The organism is Hydrogenophaga bisanensis (assembly GCF_042665135.1).
Classification (GTDB): Bacteria; Pseudomonadota; Gammaproteobacteria; order Burkholderiales; family Burkholderiaceae_C; genus Hydrogenophaga; species Hydrogenophaga bisanensis.
Window position 1 is genome coordinate 1 of sequence record NZ_JBHTBX010000014.1, and the last position, 18,141, is coordinate 18,141.

General features: G+C 64.7%; 19 protein-coding genes and 3 tRNA genes. 7 read left to right on the forward strand and 15 right to left on the reverse strand.

Annotation, left to right across the window (positions count from 1 at the left end; all coding sequences use genetic code 11):
* Positions 1–27: 27 nt before the first annotated feature.
* The 3 genes from ACFQNJ_RS16520 to ACFQNJ_RS16530 all read right to left on the reverse strand — a co-directional run bounded on the left by ACFQNJ_RS16520 (position 28) and on the right by ACFQNJ_RS16530 (position 2,964).
* Positions 28–648, reverse strand: a complete 621-nt coding sequence (locus ACFQNJ_RS16520; protein WP_382259530.1) for a glycosyltransferase family protein — start codon at positions 646–648, stop codon at positions 28–30.
* Positions 645–1,496 (reverse strand): glycosyltransferase family 2 protein, encoded by an 852-nt coding sequence (locus ACFQNJ_RS16525; protein WP_382259532.1) that lies wholly within the window; start codon positions 1,494–1,496, stop codon positions 645–647. The genes ACFQNJ_RS16520 and ACFQNJ_RS16525 overlap by 4 nt, the downstream gene beginning before the upstream one ends.
* 73 nt (positions 1,497–1,569) lie before the next feature.
* On the reverse strand, positions 1,570–2,964 hold the full coding sequence (locus tag ACFQNJ_RS16530; RefSeq protein ID WP_374641052.1) for a phosphomannomutase/phosphoglucomutase: 1,395 nt from the start codon (positions 2,962–2,964) through the stop codon (positions 1,570–1,572).
* 124 nt (positions 2,965–3,088) lie between these two features.
* On the opposite strand from ACFQNJ_RS16530, the gene ACFQNJ_RS16535 reads away from it, so the two are divergent.
* Together ACFQNJ_RS16535 and ACFQNJ_RS16540 are read left to right on the forward strand one after the other, a co-directional pair.
* Positions 3,089–4,609 (forward strand): DNA-3-methyladenine glycosylase 2 family protein, encoded by a 1,521-nt coding sequence (locus ACFQNJ_RS16535; RefSeq protein WP_382259534.1) that lies wholly within the window; start codon positions 3,089–3,091, stop codon positions 4,607–4,609.
* Positions 4,596–5,102, forward strand: a complete 507-nt coding sequence (locus tag ACFQNJ_RS16540; RefSeq protein ID WP_382259536.1) for a methylated-DNA--[protein]-cysteine S-methyltransferase — start codon at positions 4,596–4,598, stop codon at positions 5,100–5,102. Before ACFQNJ_RS16535 ends, ACFQNJ_RS16540 begins: the two co-directional genes overlap by 14 nt.
* A 104-nt stretch (positions 5,103–5,206) precedes the next feature.
* Here the strand turns inward: ACFQNJ_RS16540 and ACFQNJ_RS16545 are convergent.
* From ACFQNJ_RS16545 to folC, 9 genes are all read right to left on the reverse strand, one after another.
* Positions 5,207–5,283, reverse strand: a tRNA-Asp gene (locus ACFQNJ_RS16545).
* Positions 5,284–5,338: 55 nt separating this feature from the next.
* Positions 5,339–5,414: transfer RNA gene (locus ACFQNJ_RS16550), tRNA-Glu, on the reverse strand.
* Positions 5,415–5,481: 67 nt separating this feature from the next.
* Positions 5,482–5,557 (reverse strand) — tRNA-Ala (locus ACFQNJ_RS16555).
* Positions 5,558–5,651: 94 nt separating this feature from the next.
* On the reverse strand, positions 5,652–7,034 hold the full coding sequence (gene gltX / locus ACFQNJ_RS16560; protein WP_382259538.1) for a glutamate--tRNA ligase: 1,383 nt from the start codon (positions 7,032–7,034) through the stop codon (positions 5,652–5,654).
* Positions 7,035–7,051: 17 nt separating this feature from the next.
* Positions 7,052–8,272, reverse strand: coding sequence for an O-succinylhomoserine sulfhydrylase (locus ACFQNJ_RS16565; RefSeq protein WP_382259540.1), 1,221 nt, complete (start codon positions 8,270–8,272; stop codon positions 7,052–7,054).
* A gap of 17 nt (positions 8,273–8,289) precedes the next feature.
* Entirely contained in the window at positions 8,290–9,795 is a 1,506-nt protein-coding gene (gene purF, locus ACFQNJ_RS16570) for an amidophosphoribosyltransferase (protein ID WP_382259542.1), read from the reverse strand.
* 43 nt (positions 9,796–9,838) lie between these two features.
* Entirely contained in the window at positions 9,839–10,324 is a 486-nt protein-coding gene (locus ACFQNJ_RS16575) for a CvpA family protein (protein ID WP_382259544.1), read from the reverse strand.
* A gap of 31 nt (positions 10,325–10,355) precedes the next feature.
* Entirely contained in the window at positions 10,356–11,057 is a 702-nt protein-coding gene (locus ACFQNJ_RS16580; protein WP_382259546.1) for an SPOR domain-containing protein, read from the reverse strand.
* Between the two features lie 62 nt (positions 11,058–11,119).
* Complete coding sequence (gene folC / locus ACFQNJ_RS16585; RefSeq protein WP_382259548.1) at positions 11,120–12,475, reverse strand: bifunctional tetrahydrofolate synthase/dihydrofolate synthase; 1,356 nt, start codon at positions 12,473–12,475, stop codon at positions 11,120–11,122.
* Positions 12,476–12,521: 46 nt separating this feature from the next.
* On the opposite strand from folC, the gene ACFQNJ_RS16590 reads away from it, so the two are divergent.
* From ACFQNJ_RS16590 to argG, 3 genes are all read left to right on the forward strand, one after another.
* Complete coding sequence (locus ACFQNJ_RS16590) at positions 12,522–12,878, forward strand: ArsC family reductase (RefSeq protein ID WP_382259550.1); 357 nt, start codon at positions 12,522–12,524, stop codon at positions 12,876–12,878.
* Positions 12,879–12,947: 69 nt separating this feature from the next.
* Complete coding sequence (gene ppnP, locus ACFQNJ_RS16595; protein WP_382259552.1) at positions 12,948–13,265, forward strand: pyrimidine/purine nucleoside phosphorylase; 318 nt, start codon at positions 12,948–12,950, stop codon at positions 13,263–13,265.
* Positions 13,266–13,285: 20 nt separating this feature from the next.
* Entirely contained in the window at positions 13,286–14,620 is a 1,335-nt protein-coding gene (gene argG, locus ACFQNJ_RS16600; protein WP_382259554.1) for an argininosuccinate synthase, read from the forward strand.
* Between the two features lie 142 nt (positions 14,621–14,762).
* Here the strand turns inward: argG and murB are convergent, their stop codons facing one another.
* Complete coding sequence (gene murB / locus ACFQNJ_RS16605) at positions 14,763–15,815, reverse strand: UDP-N-acetylmuramate dehydrogenase (protein ID WP_382259556.1); 1,053 nt, start codon at positions 15,813–15,815, stop codon at positions 14,763–14,765.
* A 40-nt stretch (positions 15,816–15,855) separates the two neighbouring features.
* Here murB and ACFQNJ_RS16610 point away from each other — a divergent pair, with 40 nt between their 5' ends.
* Positions 15,856–16,341, forward strand: coding sequence for a YajQ family cyclic di-GMP-binding protein (locus ACFQNJ_RS16610; protein ID WP_374641039.1), 486 nt, complete (start codon positions 15,856–15,858; stop codon positions 16,339–16,341).
* A 123-nt stretch (positions 16,342–16,464) separates the two neighbouring features.
* Positions 16,465–17,115, forward strand: coding sequence for a retropepsin-like aspartic protease family protein (locus ACFQNJ_RS16615; RefSeq protein WP_382259558.1), 651 nt, complete (start codon positions 16,465–16,467; stop codon positions 17,113–17,115).
* 10 nt (positions 17,116–17,125) lie between these two features.
* Here ACFQNJ_RS16615 and ACFQNJ_RS16620 read toward each other — a convergent pair whose 3' ends face one another.
* The gene (locus tag ACFQNJ_RS16620; RefSeq protein WP_382259560.1) at positions 17,126–17,485 is read right to left on the reverse strand and encodes a RidA family protein; all 360 of its coding nucleotides are present in this window, start codon (positions 17,483–17,485) and stop codon (positions 17,126–17,128) included.
* On the reverse strand, positions 17,482–18,117 hold the full coding sequence (gene plsY / locus ACFQNJ_RS16625; RefSeq protein ID WP_374641036.1) for a glycerol-3-phosphate 1-O-acyltransferase PlsY: 636 nt from the start codon (positions 18,115–18,117) through the stop codon (positions 17,482–17,484). The genes ACFQNJ_RS16620 and plsY overlap by 4 nt, the downstream gene beginning before the upstream one ends.
* Between the last annotated feature and the right edge of the window lie 24 nt (positions 18,118–18,141).

The window sequence follows — 18,141 nt, forward strand, 5'->3', positions numbered from 1 at the left end:
GCGCCGAGCAGTTGTCCGCCTTCATCATCATGATCGCCGCTCGTTCTTCAGCCGTGAGTTGTTCGTAGTGCTTGCCCATCGCGGTACCTTACCGGTTGGGTGTTGCACTTGATTATTGATTCCGCCCTTGCACTTCTTCTTCTGGTAGGTGTTCGAAATCAGCTCCAGATCATCGGGGAGTTCCAGGGCCAGACCGGCCTTGTAGACCTGGAAATGCTGCGCCACCTGATGCAACTGACTCAGGAAATCCCGGGGCATCCGCTCATTCAGGAGCAAGTCGGGATCCGAACAGGCGAAAACGTCCGGAAGTTGGTCATAGAAAGGCGGCAGGAAGGCCACCTTGTGGCCAAAATTCCTGTCCAGACAGATCACGCTGGCGTCGTTGCCCTTGTCCAGGCGCGACAGGATGCGCCGTGTCTCGTCGTCACCGGACCTGTTGTCCAGAACAATCGGGCTGACACCAAACCCTTTGAGCTGGCGGACCATGTGCTCCACATACACACCGTTGTTGTACGAGATGAGCAAGACCGGCACATCCGACTTGCATTGGTCCAGTGCACGCGCCAGTCTCATGGGGCCGTCTCCGGCCTGCCATGCAAGCCAGCGAGACCTCATCTCGCACGCCCAGCGGTTGATTGCACCGCTCATGACGAAGCCCCGGATACCGCCAACCTGGAGGGCAACCGCCACTGCAGGAGGCCACACAGGCGCCCCCACATTCTGGCAATCAGGCGTGGGGAAAAAGCAAGCACTCTCAGAGGCAGACTGACCACGGTCAACGCGATGAGTCGCCTCCTCAGACGATTGGCCTCAGCGCAAGACTGGTGCTTGGACACAAAAATCAACTTCGACTGCGCGTGGTGGAAGCCTCTGGTGTACTCGCTTCTCCAAGGCGCATCGCCTCTGACGGAGCCACGCGAAAAGTGCCGGGCGATCGCTCCAGGCACCACAATCATCGGGCGGCGATGCTGAAACAGACGAAGGCAAAGATCGTCATCTTCGTAGTAGAGGAAAAACGTCTCGTCGAAGAAACCCACACATTCAAAGGCGGACAGGCGAAACAGCATGGCCGCACCACACACGAAACCCACACAGACCGGTCCATCGGCCCCAGGCCCGGTGCTGGGCCAAACCGTCTGGGGCCAGCGGTAATTGATCTCGCGGCGCCCGTTCAGATCTGACAGTTCCGGGGCGACCACAGCCGCGTCGGGAAAATCCCGGGACGCACTGAGCAGTGTTTCCAGTGCACTGGCTGACACCACACAGTCCGGGTTGAGTAGGAAAGCCCAGGGCGTGCTCACCTGATCCAATGCCCGGTTGTTCGCCGCCCCGAACCCAAGGTTCAGGGGATGCCTGAGCACTCGCGCGTGTGGCCAAAGCGTGGCGACCCGATCAGCAGTGCCATCGCCACTGGCGTTGTCGGAGACGATCACATGCTCGCAGCATGACAGCAGCGGATCGAGACCGTCAAGACAGTGGGCGCTGTCCTTGGTCACCACCACCACGGTCACATCACGGAGCGAAGGCAGAAACACGTTGTCCCTTGGGTGGCGAACCAGCGATCAAGGCTCAGTGAGCGGACGCACCCACCACCGCATCGGGCTTGGCCTGCTTGAGCAATGCCAGCATGGTGTGTTCAATCCGGTGCAGTGCATCCACCGTCTGCCCTTCAAACCTGAGCACCAGCACGGGTGTCGTGTTCGATGCCCGGATCAGGCCAAAGCCGTCCGGCCAGTCCACCCGCACACCGTCAATCGTCGACAGCACGGCGGGCGCCGAGAAGGCCGGGTCCGCCTGGGCCAGATCGACCAGTTTCTGCACCACAGCGTGGGGTTCGCCTTCCGCACAAGCGACGTTCAGCTCGGGCGTGCTGTGGCTGGTTGGCAGGGCATCCAACACGGCGCTGGCATCCGCGCTGCGGCTGAGGATCTCCAGCATGCGCGCACCGGCGTACGAGCCATCGTCAAAGCCGAACCAGCGCTCCTTGAAGAAGATGTGGCCGCTCATCTCCCCGCCAAGCGGGCTGTCGAGCTCCTTCATGCGGGCCTTGATCAGCGAATGCCCGGTCTTGTAGATGTGGGGCACGCCGCCCGCCTCCCGGATGGCTGGCGCCAGGCGCTGGGAGCACTTGACATCAAAGATGATGTTCCCGCCCGGCACGCGAGAGAGCACGTCCCGCGCAAACAGTACCATCTGGCGATCGGGAAAGATGTTGTTGCCACCCCGGGTGACGATGCCCAGGCGGTCACCGTCACCGTCAAACGCCATGCCCAGCTCCGCTCCGGTTTCCTCCAGCGCGCGGATCAGATCCTGCAGGTTCTCGGGCTTGCTGGGATCCGGGTGGTGATTCGGGAAATTGCCGTCCACCTCACTGAACAGTTCGATCACCTCGCAACCCATGGCGCGGTACAGGGCGGGCGCCGAAGCCCCGGCGATGCCGTTGCCACAATCCACCACCACTTTCATCGGGCGGCTCAGGCGCACGTCCGACACGATGCGGTCCTGGTAAGCCTGACCCACGTCGACCGATCGGACCGAGCCGCCCGCCATCAGGGCCCAGCTGTCGGTCTCCATGATCTGGCGCAGCTTCTGGATCTCGTCACCGTAGATGGCGCGTCCACCCAGCACCATCTTGAACCCGTTGTAGTCCTTCGGGTTGTGGCTGCCCGTCACCTGGATGCCGCTGCGGCACAAGGTGCTCGCGGCGAAGTACAGCATCGGGGTGGTGACCATGCCGACGTCGATCACCTCCATGCCCGCAGCGACCAGCCCGCGGATGAGCGCTGCCGACAGCGCGGGACCACTCAGGCGACCATCCCGACCGACCGCCACGACCGTTTCACCCGACGCACGCGCGTGGGTGCCGAAGGCCCTGCCCAGCCCCTCGGCCACTGCTTCGTCAAGGGTGGCAGGCACGATGCCGCGAATGTCATAGGCCTTGAAGATCGACGGTGACAGCTGCATGTTGAGAACGATTCTTGATAGGTAAAAAGCTAACCCGACATTGTAGGATGAGCGCCGTTACCGGCCGAATGTCGATGTCCGGATCCGGCCAGCCACTGCCGCTCCACCGGGCTACCATGGGGCCATGGATACCGACCTTCATCAGAACCCGGCAGCCTGCTACGACGCACTGTGCGCGCGCGACGCCCGTTTTGATGGCCACTTCTTTGTCGGTGTCACCAGCACGGGCATCTACTGTCGGCCGGTGTGCCGGGTTCGCACACCCAAGGCTGACAACTGCCGGTTCTTTCGCCTGGCGGCACAGGCGGAGCATGCCGGTTTCCGGCCCTGCCTGAGATGCCGCCCCGAACTCGCGCCTGCCCAGCGGCATTGGTCATCGGTGGACGCGGGAGACTGCTTGCTGCAGTCCGCCTTGCAGTGGCTTGATCATCCCGGTCACTGGTCCATCGGCGACACCGGTATCGGCTCCACGCTGCAATCGCTGAGCGCACATCTGGGAATCACCGATCGGCATCTTCGCCGCCTGTTCGGCGCACGGCTGGGCATTTCCCCCCTGCAGTACCTGCAGACACGCCGGTTGCTGACCGCCAAGCAGCTGCTGACCGACACGGCGCTGCCCATGTCGCAGGTTGCACTGGCCAGCGGCTTTGGCAGCGTGCGGCGATTCAATGAGGTGTTCCGTTGCGCTTACGGCCTTCAACCCACCACCCTGAGACGGCACCCCGAGCAGGCCACAGTTTCTTCGATGGCGCCGCGTCCGGTCCTGCTGCAATGGCGCGCACCCATGCACGTCTCGTCCATGTTGACCTTCCTCGCCGACCGGCAACTGGCCGGGAACGAGGCCATGATTCACGGACCCCGGCCAGGCATGCTCAAAGCGGTCCGGCTTGAGACCCGGGCGGGATCCGTATCCGGCTGGATCCGGATCCGCTTTGTTCCCGAGCGGCAGAGTGTGACCCTGGAGGTGAGCCCCCTGCTCTGGCCAGAACTGCCACAAATCATCTGGCGGACCCGGCGCTGGCTTGATCTGGACGTCGACATCACGCAGATCGACTCAGTCCTGGATGAGGACTTTCCTTGCGGCAGCGGACTTCGCCTGCCGGGCAGTTTTGACGGTTTCGAGGCCGGCGTGCGCGCGATCCTCGGGCAGCAGGTCACCCTGGCCGCCGGCAACACCCTCACCGCCCGCCTGGTCGCCCAATGGGGCACACCGGTGGAAACACCTGCATCCTCGGTCTCAATTGCATTCCCGGACCCAGAGACTTTGGCGCATGCCGATCCCTCCCGAATGGGCTCGCTGGGCATCACCAAACAACGGCAGACAGCCATCATTGCCCTGGCACGGGCTTGCGCCGACGGCAAGCTGCGCCTTGAACCCGGTGGCGACCCGGATGCCACGGTAACGCAGTTGACGGCGTTGCCGGGTATCGGGCCCTGGACGGCACAGTACATTGCCATGCGGGCGCTGCATTGGTCGGATGCATGGCTGCCGGGCGATGCCGCGGTCCGCAACGCCTTGTGCGGCCGTCAGCCACCTTTGTCCCCTGATCACCTCGCCCAGCGCTGGCGACCGTGGCGCAGCTACGCGGTGGTGCGTGCGTGGGCCATGGGCACCTCCACCAGGAATCGACATGACACTGCCTGAACCCATCACCTACACCCGCTGGACATCGCCCCTGGGACCCATGCGCCTGGCCGCCAGCCCGCAGGGTCTGCTCGGTGCCTGGTTCGACGGCGACCGTCACGGGCCGGCCACCTGGCTGACGGCCCACTGGCAATATGAGGAGGGGCACCCGCTGCTGGACGAAGCCGCCGTACAGCTGCAAGCCTATTTTGATCAGAGCCTTCGTACCTTCGATCTGCCGCTGGACCTGCGTCTGGGCACAGGATTCCAGCAACGCGCCTGGCAAGCCTTGCTGGACATCGGCTATGGCGCAACGATCACATACGGGATCCTCGCTGCCCGACTGGACAATCCGGCAGCGGCCCGGGCCGCCGGCGCAGCCATCGGCCGAAACCCGCTGAGCATCATCGTTCCCTGCCACCGCGTGCTCGGTGCCAACGGGGCACTGACCGGCTACGCCGGTGGCCTGGAGCGCAAGATCGCCCTGCTGCGGCTTGAGGGGGCTTTGATCTGACGTCCGCTGTCCGCCCCATGGGCGGATGGACTCAGCCAGCGAATACCAGATGGGAAAAGAAAAAAGCCGTTCAGTTTTGCAACCGAACGGCTTTCATGATCACTTGGCGGAGTGGACGGGGCTCGAACCCGCGACCCCCGGCGTGACAGGCCGGTATTCTAACCAACTGAACTACCACTCCGCAGTGGTGCGGCTTTTTGCCCTCTGCTTTCGCATCAGGCCAAGTGCCACAAACTTGGCGACCCTACGGGGATTCGAACCCCGGTACTCACCGTGAAAGGGTGATGTCCTAGGCCTCTAGACGATAGGGTCAAAACCTTGGAACTTCCGGAATTCAGCATTGTAACACAGTTTTCAACGCTGAATTTTCACTAAATTTTGGTGGAGGTAAGCGGGATCGAACCGCTGACCTCTTGCATGCCATGCAAGCGCTCTCCCAGCTGAGCTATACCCCCACGGGATGTTGATGGTCACTTTGCAGTACTGCTCAACTTGCGTTTCGCTTGTTGCTCAGTGCTCATCAGCAAGACTTGAATTATAGGCACATTTTCAGGCGTTTTGCAAACGGGCCAAAATTTTTTTTCGGTCATGCAGTTCCAGTACCGCATCCAGGGAAGGCGTCTGGGGTGTCCCCATGGTCAGCACCCTCACCGGCATGGCCAGCTGCGGCATCTTCACGCCTTGCTCCGTGATCACTTCCTTGATGGCGGCGCCGATGGAGGCCTTGTCCCAGTTGCATGAAGCCAGCTTGCCGGCCAGGGAAGCCACCGCAGGCCTGATGGCGTCGGTGAGATGCTGTGCGCGGTCCTCATCCTTGACCATGACATCGGTGTAATAGGGTTGCGCCCAATCGGCCAGGGCGACCGTGGTGTCGCAGCGGTCCTTGAACAGGCCACAGATGCGCGGCAGGCGCTCGTCCGCAGTGATGCCACGCTTGGACAACTGTTCAGCGACCAACGCCGACAGCGCCACATCGTCCATGGCCTTGAGGTGCTGGGCGTTGACCCAGCGCAGCTTGGCCTCGTCGAAGCGGCCGGCGCTGCTGCCCAGGTGATCCAGGTTGAACCACTGAAGGAACTGCTCTCGGCTGAAGATTTCGTCGTCACCGTGGCTCCAGCCCAAGCGGGCCAGGTAGTTGACCATGGCGTCAGGCAGATAGCCCTCGTCGCGGTACTGCGTGACCGGCTTGGCGCCGTTGCGCTTGCTCATCTTCTCACCCTGCTCGTTCAGCACGGTGGGCAGATGGGCATAGACCGGTGGCTCCTTGCCCAGGGCCCGGAAGATGTTGATCTGGCGCGGCGTGTTGTTGACATGGTCATCACCACGGATCACGTGGGTGATGGCCATGTCGATGTCGTCCACCACCACGCAGAAGTTGTAGGTGGGCGTGCCGTCGGGGCGGGCGATCACCAGATCATCGAGTTCGCTGTTGCTGAATTCGACGCGGCCCTTGACCTTGTCGTCCCAGGCCACCACGCCGTCTTTCGGGTTCTTGAAGCGCAACACCGGCTTCACGCCTTCGGGCACCGGCGGCAGCACCTTGCCGGGCTCAGGGCGCCAGGTGCCGTCGTAGCGCGGTTTCTCCTTGCTGGCCATCTGGCGCTCGCGCAGCGCGTCAAGCTCCGCGACGCTCATGTAGCACGGATAGACCAGACCCTGGGCCTGCATCTCGGCCAGCACTGCCTTGTACCGGTCCATACGCTGCATCTGGTAGAACGGGCCTTCGTCGTGGTCCAGGCCCAGCCACTTCATGCCTTCGATGATCACGTCCACCGCGGCCTGGGTGGAACGCTCCAGATCGGTGTCTTCAATACGCAGGATGAAAACGCCCTGGTTGGCGCGGGCAAAGGCCCACGGATAGAGCGCGGAACGGATGTTGCCCAAGTGGATGAAGCCGGTGGGCGACGGCGCGAAGCGGGTACGGACGGTCATGACAGTGATCGTGAAATTCAGAGGCTGGACAGACCGCGAGCCAGATCGGCGCGGATGTCGTCCAGGTGTTCAAGGCCAACGGCCACACGGATCAGGCCCTGGCCGATGCCAGCGGCCTGACGCTGCGCTTCGGTGAGCTTGCCGTGCGAGGTGCTGGCCGGGTGGGTACACAGGGTCTTGGTGTCGCCCAGGTTGGTGCACAGCGACAGGACCTGCAGTGAATCGAGCACGTGGAACGCGCGCTGGCGGGCCTGCTCGGGGTTGGCTGCTTTCACGTCGAAAGACAGCACTGCGCCACCGATGCCGTTCATCTGGCGCATGGCCAGTTCATGCTGGGGGTGGCTGGCCAAACCGGGGTAGTACACGCGCCCGACGGCCGGGTGCGCTTCCAGCCACTGGGCCAGCGCCAGCGTCTGGGCACTCTGGGCCTTCATGCGCAGGTCCAGCGTTTCCAGGCCCTTGAGCACCACCCAGGCGTTGAAGGGCGAGAGCACCATGCCCGAGTTCTTCTGCACCGGCAGAAACTTCTCGCGGACCATGGCTTCACGGGCGCAGAGGGCACCGGCCATCACGCGGCCCTGCCCGTCCAGGTACTTGGTGCCGGAGTGCATCACGATGTCGGCGCCGAGTTCGATGGGGCGCTGCAAGGCTGGCGTGGCAAAGCAGTTGTCCACGGCCAGCAGCGCGCCGGCGTTGTGCGCCAGATCAGCCAGAGCACGGATGTCGCACACCTCACCCAGCGGGTTGGTCGGCGTTTCGGCAAACAGCAGGCGCGTGGTCGGACGCAACGCGGCGGCCCAGGCGGCCAGATCGGTCTGCGGCACCACGGACGTTTCGACCCCGAAACGGGCGAATTCGGAGCCGATCAGTTTGAGGGTCGAACCGAACATGCTCTGGGAAATGATGACGTGATCGCCTGCCTTGAGCAGGCTGAAGCACATCAGCATGACCGAGGCCATGCCCGAGGCCGTGGCCATGCAGGCCTCGGCGCCTTCCAGGGCGGCCAGCCGCATTTCGAAGCTGGACACTGTGGGGTTGCCGGAGCGGCCATAGGTGTAGCCATCGTCCTCGCCCGCGAAACGGCGCGCGGAATCCTCGGCGGAGGGCTGCACATAGCCGCTGGTGAGGTACAGGGCCTCGGAATTCTCACCGTAGGCGCTGCGCTCGGCGGCCAGGCGCACGGCCAGGGTTTCGCGGTGCAGGGCAGCCAAACTGTCGGACTTTTGTGGTGCGCTCATGGAGGTCAGCCTGTGGCTCAGGACACCTGGGCATTGGGCAAAGCCAGGCGGGAAGCGTCCTCGTCGCCCTCCTCTGCCTTCTGATCCCGACCATCGTTCATGCGGGCGATGGTCTCGGGGGTGATGTCACCCGTCACATAGACCCCGTCGAAGCATGAAGCATCAAAACCCGCCAGCGCCGGGTTGAGCGAGCCGATGGCCTGCTTCATCGCGTCCACATCCTGATAGATCAGGGCGTCACAACCGATGCTCTCCCGCACCTCGTCCACCGTGCGCCCATGGGCCACGAGCTCGTGTGAGGTCGGCATGTCGATACCGTAGACGTTGGGGAAGCGAACCGGCGGCGCGGCGCTGGCCATGTAGACCTTGCGCGCGCCCGCTTCGCGGGCCATCTGAACAATCTCGCGGGACGTGGTGCCGCGCACGATGGAGTCGTCCACCAGCAGTACGTTACGCCCCTTGAACTCGCTGCCGATCACGTTGAGCTTCTGGCGCACCGACTTCTTGCGAACGCTCTGGCCGGGCATGATGAAGGTACGGCCCACGTAGCGGTTCTTCACGAAACCTTCGCGGTAGGGCAGACCCAGGATGTGCGCCAATTCCATGGCACTGGGGCGCGAAGATTCGGGGATCGGAATCACCACGTCGATCTCGGTGGGCGGTACGGTCGAGATCACCCGCTTGGCCAGCGTCTTGCCCAGGTTCAGGCGAGCCTGATAGACCGAGATACCGTCGAGCACCGAGTCCGGCCGGGCCAGATAGACATATTCGAAGATGCAGGGGTGATGTCGGACGTTGTCCGCGCACTGCTCGAACTGGACATTGCCCTGCAGGTCCACGAAGAGCGCCTCCCCGGGCTGAACATCGCGCTCCAGTTCGAAACCGGTCCCCTCCAGCGTGACCGATTCACTGGCCACCATGAAGCCAGACTCCCCCTTGCCTACGCACAGGGGCCGGATGCCGTAGGGATCTCGGAAAGCCACCAGGCCATGACCTGCGATCAGGGCGATGACGGCGTAGGAGCCCTTGATGCGCTGATGCACGCCACGCACGGCGGCGAACACATCAGCCGGCTTCAGGGACACCCCGCGGGTCACCTTCTCCAGTTCATGGGCCAGCACGTTGAGCAGCACCTCGGAGTCGCTCTCGGTGTTGATGTGGCGGTGGTCGGTCTGGAACAGCTCCTGCTTGAGCGCCTTGGCATTGGTCAGGTTGCCGTTGTGGACCATCACGATGCCGAACGGCGCATTCACGTAGAACGGCTGAGCCTCTTCCTCGCTGAACGCGTTGCCGGCCGTGGGATAGCGAACCTGGCCCAGGCCGCAGTTGCCCGGCAGGGCACGCATGTTGCGGGTGCGAAACACATCGCGCACCATGCCCTTGGCCTTGTGCATGAAGAACTTGCGCCCTTGCTGCGTCACGATGCCGGCCGCATCCTGACCCCGGTGCTGCAACAGCAGCAGCGCGTCATAGATCAGCTGGTTGACAGGTGCCTGGCTCACCACGCCGACGATTCCACACATGTTCAGATCCCCACAAAGACAGACAAAAATTCAGACCCGTGCCTCAAGGCAGATAGCGCGCCATCTCCGAGGGCAGCAGGGGCTTGATGGCATGCACGCTGTGATCCAGCGACTGTGCCACCACCGACTGCTGCCACCACGCCTCTGACCGCAGCGGTGTCAGACCCACCACCACGCTCAGGGCCAGCAGGATCACGACACCGCGAAACAAACCGAAAACACCGCCGAGCACACGGTCGATCGGCCGCAGCCCCACCGACGCCACCAGCTTCTTGACCAGCCACGCCAGCAGGCCGCCCGCAAAGGCCACCCCCACAAACACGAGCACGAAACCTGCGGCCAACCTCAAGGGCTCGGACAGACCGTCCAGCGGCAACCACGCACCTACCGTACGGGCTTGCGCCTGCGCCACCAGAAAAGCCGCCACCCAGGCAGCCAGCGACAGCACCTCGTACACCAGACCCCGCCACAACCCGATGACCACCGACAACAGCAACGCCGCCAGCAGCAACCCGTCGAGCCAGCCCATCACCATGCCCCCGTCGCGAACACGGCTGCAATCACAGGGTCAGGATGGCCGCCTGCAGGCCCAGCGACTTGGCTTTGGCCGCCGCCTTTTCGGCCTCGGCCTTGGTGGAAAACGGACCGAGCCTGACCCGGATGCGCTTGCCCTCCGAGGTTTCGGCCACGTGGGTGTAGGTCTTGAGGCCGGCTCGTTCTAGCTTGAGACGAACCTCGCGCGCCCGCTGGGCGTCGGCAAAGGCCCCCACCTGAACGATGATGCGCTCCTGGCCGTCGGTCGGCTTGGCGGTCTCCTTGGCATCGGCCTTGGGCTTGTCGGCCTTCGCCGCATCCGCCTTGGTCGTCTCCGGTTTCGAGGTCGCGGGTGCCGTCGCCACAGCGGCGGTATCGCTGGCGGTGGTGGCCGGCTTGTCTTCCGGCGTGACCACCGTCTCGCGGGGGTCGAGAGCCTCGGCCACCGGCACTGGCGCTGAGAGGCCAGCATTCGATGTCACATCGGCAGCAGCCGCCGGCTTGCGGGCGGGCAGGCTGGAGACCCCGCGCGAGGGAATGTCGATCGGAACGTCGGCCGTGAGGGGGCGCGGTGCGGTGTCGAAGAGCAGCGGAAAACCGACCACGCCTAACGCCACCAGCACGGCGGCGCCGATCAGCCGGTGACGGGCGCGGCGACGCAACTCGTCAATGGAGGGAGCAGCAGGGGTCGGCGCGTGACCCTGGGAACCTGAACGGGACTTGAACATGCGGGTATGCCGGTACACCGAGAGGCCGTCCGAACCCGCGATTGCGGGCCCGACGAACGACTTCAGGCAGCCAGGTGTTTCGCCGCCAGCCGGGGGATGCCATCCTGCAAAACCCCGCCCACGGTGAAGAAGGAACCGAAGACCACGATTCTATCAGCCGGGTCTGCCGCCGACACGGCCGCCGCCAGGGCCTGGAGGGGATCCGGGTAGCAGCCGGCCACCTGTCCCCGGCCCAAGGGGCCCGCCTCCAGAGCGCTGCGCAGGTCTTCGGCCCTGGCCGCGCGGGCGGTCGGCAGGTCGGTAAGGTACCAGCGGTCAATCAGCGGAGCCACCCGTTCGAGCATGGCGGCCAGATCCTTGTCGGCCATCGCGCCGAACACGGCATGGGTCGTCGGGTGGAAACCCATGGCATCCAGGTTTTCGGCCAGCGCCGCCACCGAATGGGGGTTGTGCGCCACATCCAGCACCAGGGTCGGCTGGCCGGGAACGATCTGGAAGCGGCCGGGCAGTTCCACCAGCGCCAGGCCGTTGCGCACCGCCTGGGCCGTCACCGGCAGCCGGGTCCGCAGGGCCTCGATGGCGGCCAGCACACCGGACGCATTGACCAGCTGGTTGGCGCCCCGCAAGGCCGGGTAGGCCATGCCGCTGTAACGGCGGCCACCCCGGGAGGGGTGTGTCGCCCAGCCCCATTGCTGCTTGTCACCGGCGAAGTGGAAGTCCAGTCCGATCCGCCAGAGCTCCGCCCCCACCTCGGTGGCGCGGTCCAGCACGCTTTGCGGCACGGCCGGGTCACTCACGACCACCGGACGGCCGGTGCGCATGATGCCGGCCTTTTCATAACCGATGGCTTCGCGGTCCGGACCGAGGATGGCCATGTGGTCCAGGGCAATGCAGGTGATGACAGCACAGTCGGGGTCGATGATGTTGACGGCATCCAGCCGGCCACCGAGCCCCACCTCCAGAATGACCACGTCCAGACCGGCCCGTGAGAGCGTGCGCAGGATGGCCAGGGTGGTGAACTCGAAGTACGTGAGGCTGACCTCGCCCTGGCCATCGTCCCCGGTCTGACCCCGACGCGCCACCTCCACCTCGGCGAAGGCGGGCAGCAACTGGTCGGCGGCGATCGCTTCGCGGCTGAGGCGGCAACGCTCCTCGAAATGCACCAGGTGCGGCGAGGTGTACAGCCCGGTGCGGTAACCTGCTTCGCAGTAGATGGCCTCGAGCATGGCGCAGGTCGAGCCCTTGCCGTTGGTACCCGCCACGGTGATGACCGGGCAATCAAAGCGCAGGTCCATGCGCCGGGCCACCCGCTGCACGCGATCGAGGCCCATGTCGATGGTGACCGGGTGCAGGCGCTCGCAATGGGCGAGCCATTCTTCCAGTGTCTGGGGGTGGGGCGGCAACGGGATCTCTTGCATGGCCCTATTGTCCCATCCCGCCGGCAACCGCTGCGAGAATCGGGGCATGATCATCCTCTACGGCATCCCCAACTGCGACACCGTCAAGAAGGCCCGGACCTGGCTGGACAGCCAGGGCCTGCCCTACCAGTTTCACGACTTCAAGAAGGCCGGCGTGCCTCCCGAGCGGCTCCAGCGCTGGATCGAGGTGCTGGGCTGGGAGGTGGTGATCAACCGCAAAGGCACCACCTGGCGCGGGCTGGACGATGCGACCAAGGCGGGCGTCGCCGATGCGGCCAGCGCGCATGTTTTGGCCCTGGCCAATGCCTCGCTGATCAAGCGCCCGATCGTGGAATGGGACAACGCCCACGGCGGTGGCGTCACGGCGGGCTTCGATGCCGCTGCCTGGGCTGGGCGGGCCTGAGGCGCCCTGCCAGCCTAAAATGCGGGTTTTGCCCGGCGGCCCGCCGCCCTGCCTCCACCCACCCGCACCATGACCACCTCCCGCATCGACGGCGTGTCCGTCACCACCCAGGCCAACGTGTACTTCGACGGCAAGTGCGTCAGCCACGGCATCACCTTCCCCGATGGCACGAAGAAATCCGTCGGCGTGATCCTGCCCGCGACCCTGACCTTCAACACCGGCGCGCCCGAAATCATGGAATGCGTGGCCGGTGGCTGCGAGTACAAGCTGGCCGGCACCGACACCTGGGCCAAGTCCGGCCCCGGCGAGCAGTTCAACGTGCCCGGCAACAGCAGCTTCGAGATCCGCGTGACCGAGGCCTACCACTACATCTGCCACTTCGGTTGAACCACAGAGACGAATTCGACATGGCCACCATCCTGCAAAACCTGCCCAAGGGCAACAAGGTCGGCATCGCCTTCTCCGGCGGCCTGGACACGTCCGCAGCCCTGCTGTGGATGAAGAAGAAGGGCGCCCTGCCCTACGCCTACACCGCCAACCTCGGCCAGCCCGACGAGAGCGACTACGAAGAGATCCCGCGCAAGGCCATGGCCTATGGCGCCGAGAAGGCGCGCCTGGTGGACTGCCGCCTGCAGCTGGCACACGAAGGCATTGCCGCCATCCAGTGCAATGCCTTCCACATCAGCACCGGCGGCATCACCTACTTCAACACCACCCCGCTGGGCCGCGCCGTCACCGGCACCATGCTGGTGGCCGCCATGAAGGAAGACGACGTCCACATCTGGGGCGACGGCAGCACCTTCAAAGGCAACGACATCGAGCGCTTCTACCGCTACGGCCTGCTGACCAACCCCAGCCTGAAGATCTACAAGCCCTGGCTGGACCAGAGCTTCATCGACGAGCTGGGCGGCCGCAAGGAAATGAGCGAGTTCCTGATCGCCAACGGCTTCGACTACAAGATGTCGGTCGAGAAGGCCTACAGCACCGACAGCAACATGCTGGGTGCAACCCATGAGGCCAAGGACCTGGAGCACCTGAACAGCGGCATCCGCATCGTCAACCCCATCATGGGCACGGCGTTCTGGAAGCCCGAAGTGGACGTGAAGGCCGAGGAAGTCACCATCCGCTTCGAGGAAGGCCAGCCCGTCGCCATCAACGGCCAGACGTTTGATTCGCCGGTGGACATGTTCCTCAAGGCCAACGAAATCGGCGGCCGCCACGGCCTGGGCATGAGCGACCAGATCGAGAACCGCATCATCGAAGCCAAGAGCCGCGGTATCTACGAAGCCCCCGGCATGGCGCTGCTGCACATCGCCTACGAGCGCTTGGTCACCGGCATCCACAACGAGGACACCATCGAGCAGTACCGCATCAACGGCCTGCGTCTGGGCAGGTTGTTGTACCAGGGTCGCTGGTTCGACCCGCAGGCCATCATGCTGCGCGAAACCGCCCAGCGCTGGGTGGCCCGCGCCGTGACCGGTGAAGTGACGCTGGAACTGCGCCGCGGCAACGACTACAGCATCCTCAACACCGAGAGCCCGAACCTGACCTACGCGCCCGAGCGCCTGTCGATGGAGAAGGTGGAAGACGCGCCGTTCAGCCCGCTGGACCGCATCGGTCAGCTGACCATGCGCAACCTGGACATCACCGATACGCGCGGCAAGCTGGGCATCTATGCCCACACCGGCCTGCTGTCGGTCGGCCAGGGACCGGAGATCTTCAAGCTCGAAGGCAGCAAGTGATCTGACTTCGTGGAGCGGGCGGTGCCAGGGCGCGGCACTGCGCCGCTCATGTCCCCCGGCGGCCTGCGGCCGCCTCCTCCTTTACTTCGCTTTGCAGCGCCCCACCCTGGCTCCACCTTGGGTACGCAAAGGACCGACAACGTCAGATGACCACGGGCTCCGGCTCCAGCCGGATGCCAAAGCGCTCGTACACACTGGTCTGGATGGCCTTGGCCAGGGTCATGACCTCGCCACCGGTGCACGGCCGTTCGGGCGTGCCCCGGTTGACCAGCACCAGAGCCTGCTTCTCGTACACGCCGGCATGCCCCAAGGTCTTGCCCTTCCAGCCACAGGCGTCGATCAGCCAGCCGGCGGCCAGCTTGATGCTGCCGTCGGGCATGGGGTAGTGAACCACCTTGGGGTCACGGGCGATGATGTCGGCGCACTGCTCGGGCGTGACGGTGGGGTTCTTGAAGAAGCTGCCCGCGTTGCCGATGACCGCCGGATCGGGCAGTTTGGCCCGGCGGATCGCCACGACCCAGTCGAAGATCTGTTGCGCGCCGGGTTGGTGGATGCCGGTCTCCGCCATCTTGCGTTCCAGATCCAGGTAGCCCAGCACTGGCTTCCAGGGCTTGGGCAGCCAGAAGCGCACGCGGGTGATGAGCGCCCGGCCGGCCAGTCCCATGCTGCGCTCGTCGGACGGCGCATGCTTGAAGACGGAATCGCGGTAACCGAAGCCGCACTGGGCGGCATCCAGGGTCAGCGAGCGGCCAGTGACCAGATCGATGGCGTCCAGCGAATGGAAGCGGTCTTGCAGTTCCACCCCGTAGGCGCCGATATTCTGTACCGGCGCGGCGCCGACCGTGCCGGGAATCAACGCCATGTTTTCCAGCCCGGGCCAGCCTTGCGCCAGCGTCCAGGCAACGAAGTCGTGCCAGTTCTCGCCGGCGCCCGCCTCGACCAGCCAGCCTTTGGCCGTTTCCTCGACCAGACAGCGGCCGGGAATTTCGACCTTGAGCACCAGGCCCGGCACATCCCCCGTGATCACCAGATTGCTGCCGCCACCAAGCACAAAGTGGGGAGACGTGCCCCACTCGGGCTGCGCCATCAGCCCCAGCAGATCGGACGGATGGCCGATGCGCGCCAGTTGCTCGGCCCGTGCGGCGATGCCGAAGCTGTTGTAGGGCTGGAGGGAGACCTGTTTCTCGACTAACATGCCCGGATTGTCTCATTCACGTTTTGCCTGACACCCAGCCATGCCCTCTTTTGACACCAAACTGGAAGCCGACTTCGTGGAAGTGAAGAACGCGGTGGAAAACACCGCCAAGGAAATCGGCACACGCTTCGACTTCAAAGGCACCAGCGCCGGCATCGAGCTCAAGGACAAGGAGATCACCCTGTTCGGCGATGCCGATTTTCAGCTGCAGCAGGTGGAAGACATCCTGCGCAACAAGCTGACCAAGCGCAGCGTGGACGTGCGCTTTCTGGACGTCGGCAAGGTCGAGAAGATCGGCGGCGACAAGGTCAAGCAGGTCGTCAAGGTCAAGAACGGTGTCAGCAGCGAAGACGCCAAGAAGATCCAGCAGGCCATCAAAGCCAGCAAGATGAAGGTGCAGGCCGCCATCCAGGGTGATTCGGTGCGGGTGACCGGCGCCAAGCGGGACGACCTGCAGGCCGCGATCGCCCTGATCCGCGGCGAGATGAAGGACCTGCCACTGTCCTTCGACAACTTCAGGGATTGAATGGGACTCCCCCCTGCGCGGCTTCGCCGCTTCCCCCCTCTCTGGCGCGCTTTCAGCGCTGGGATGGGGGACGGCGCCAGCGGCCCGGCCGAGCCGGTTCCGCGGCGCCCTGGCTCACGCTCCATGCGCTGGGCTCCCCTCGCGCTCATTCTTTTGAGTGCCACGTGCGCGTCTGCCTGGGCGCAGTCGGTGGCGCTGTCGGGGGTGGCTGGGGGCAAGGCGCTGGTGGTGATCGATGGGGCGGCGCCCCGGTTTCTGTCTGCCGGGCAGTCGCACCAGGGCGTGCGGGTGGTGTCGGTTCAGGGGGAATCGGCCACGGTGGAGGTCAGTGGGCAGAAGCGGCTGCTGCGGGTGGGCGAAGCGCCCGTGAGCGTGGGCAGCAGCGGCCCCTCCGGTGACGGTGCCGGTCAGCGGATCGTGCTGACGGCCGACGGGCAGGGCCACTTCATGTCCAGCGGGCTCATCAATGGCAAGACCGTCCAGTTCATGGTGGACACCGGCGCCACCAATGTGATCCTGAGCGAGGCAGACGCCAAACGCATCAACCTGGCATTCGACAAAGGCCAGCGGGTCGGTGTCAGCACCGCCAATGGCCAGGTGGTGGGCCACATGCTGCGCCTGCAGTCAGTCAAGCTCGGTGACGTGCAGGTGTATGACGTACCTGCCATCGTGCTGCCCCAGGCCATGCCCTTCGTCCTGCTGGGCAACAGTTTCCTGACGCGCTTCCAGATGCTGCGCCAGAACGATCAACTGACGCTGGAGCGCCGTTACTGAACCGGCCACCTCAGGCCTGGGCGGCGGTGACCACGATCTCGATGCGGTAGGCCGGGTTGGCCAGGGGCGCCTGCACGGTGGCACGCGGCGGTGCGGCACCGGGGACCACCCAGGCATCCCAGACCTCGTTCATGAGGCCGATTTCGCGGATGTCGGTCAGGTAGATCTGGGCGCGCAGGATGCGCGACTTGTCGCTGCCGCACTCCTTCAGGCGCTGCTCCACCTGGGCGAGCACGTCCTCGGTCTGCCCCTTGATGTCGACATCGCCGCGCTCCGGCACCATGCCGGCCAGGTAGACGATGCCATTGAAGACGGCTGCCTCGCTGTAGCGGGCGGCCATGCCGATGCGGGAGATGTCGTTGGCGCTCATGAGGGCTTCTTCTTCGATCCGATCTTGCTTTCGGTACCCGCCAGCAGGCGGTTGATGTTTTCAGCGTGTCGCCAGACCAGCAGGACACCCATGACGGCCAGGCTGATGACCAGTGCCCGGGGGGCCGTCCAGGCCACACCATGGCCAAACAGGTAGTAGGCCGGCGCAAACACCGCCGTGACGATCGATGCGAGCGAGGAATACCGGAAGAACACGGCCATGACGACCCAGGTCAGCAGTGAGGCCAGTCCCAGCCAGGGATTGAAGGCCAGAATGACGCCAGCTGCCGTGGCCACGCCTTTGCCCCCCTGGAAACGGAAGAACACCGGCCAGAGATGGCCCAGGAAAGCTGCCAGCCCGACGAGGGCGACGGTGCCATCGCCCAGCCCCCAGCGCTCACCCCACCACTGGACGATGACGACGGGCAGCCAGCCCTTGAAGGCGTCCAGCAGCAGTGTCACGATGGCCGCCGCCTTGCTGCCGGAGCGCAGCACGTTGGTGGCGCCCGGGTTCTTGCTGCCGTAGGTGCGGGGGTCGGCCAGGCCCATGAGGCGACTGACGACGACGGCAAAGGACAGCGAACCGGCCAGGTAGGCCAGCACCACCGCGATGAAGGGATAGGCTTGTTCCAAGACGGATCCTCGGTGAATCAAGGG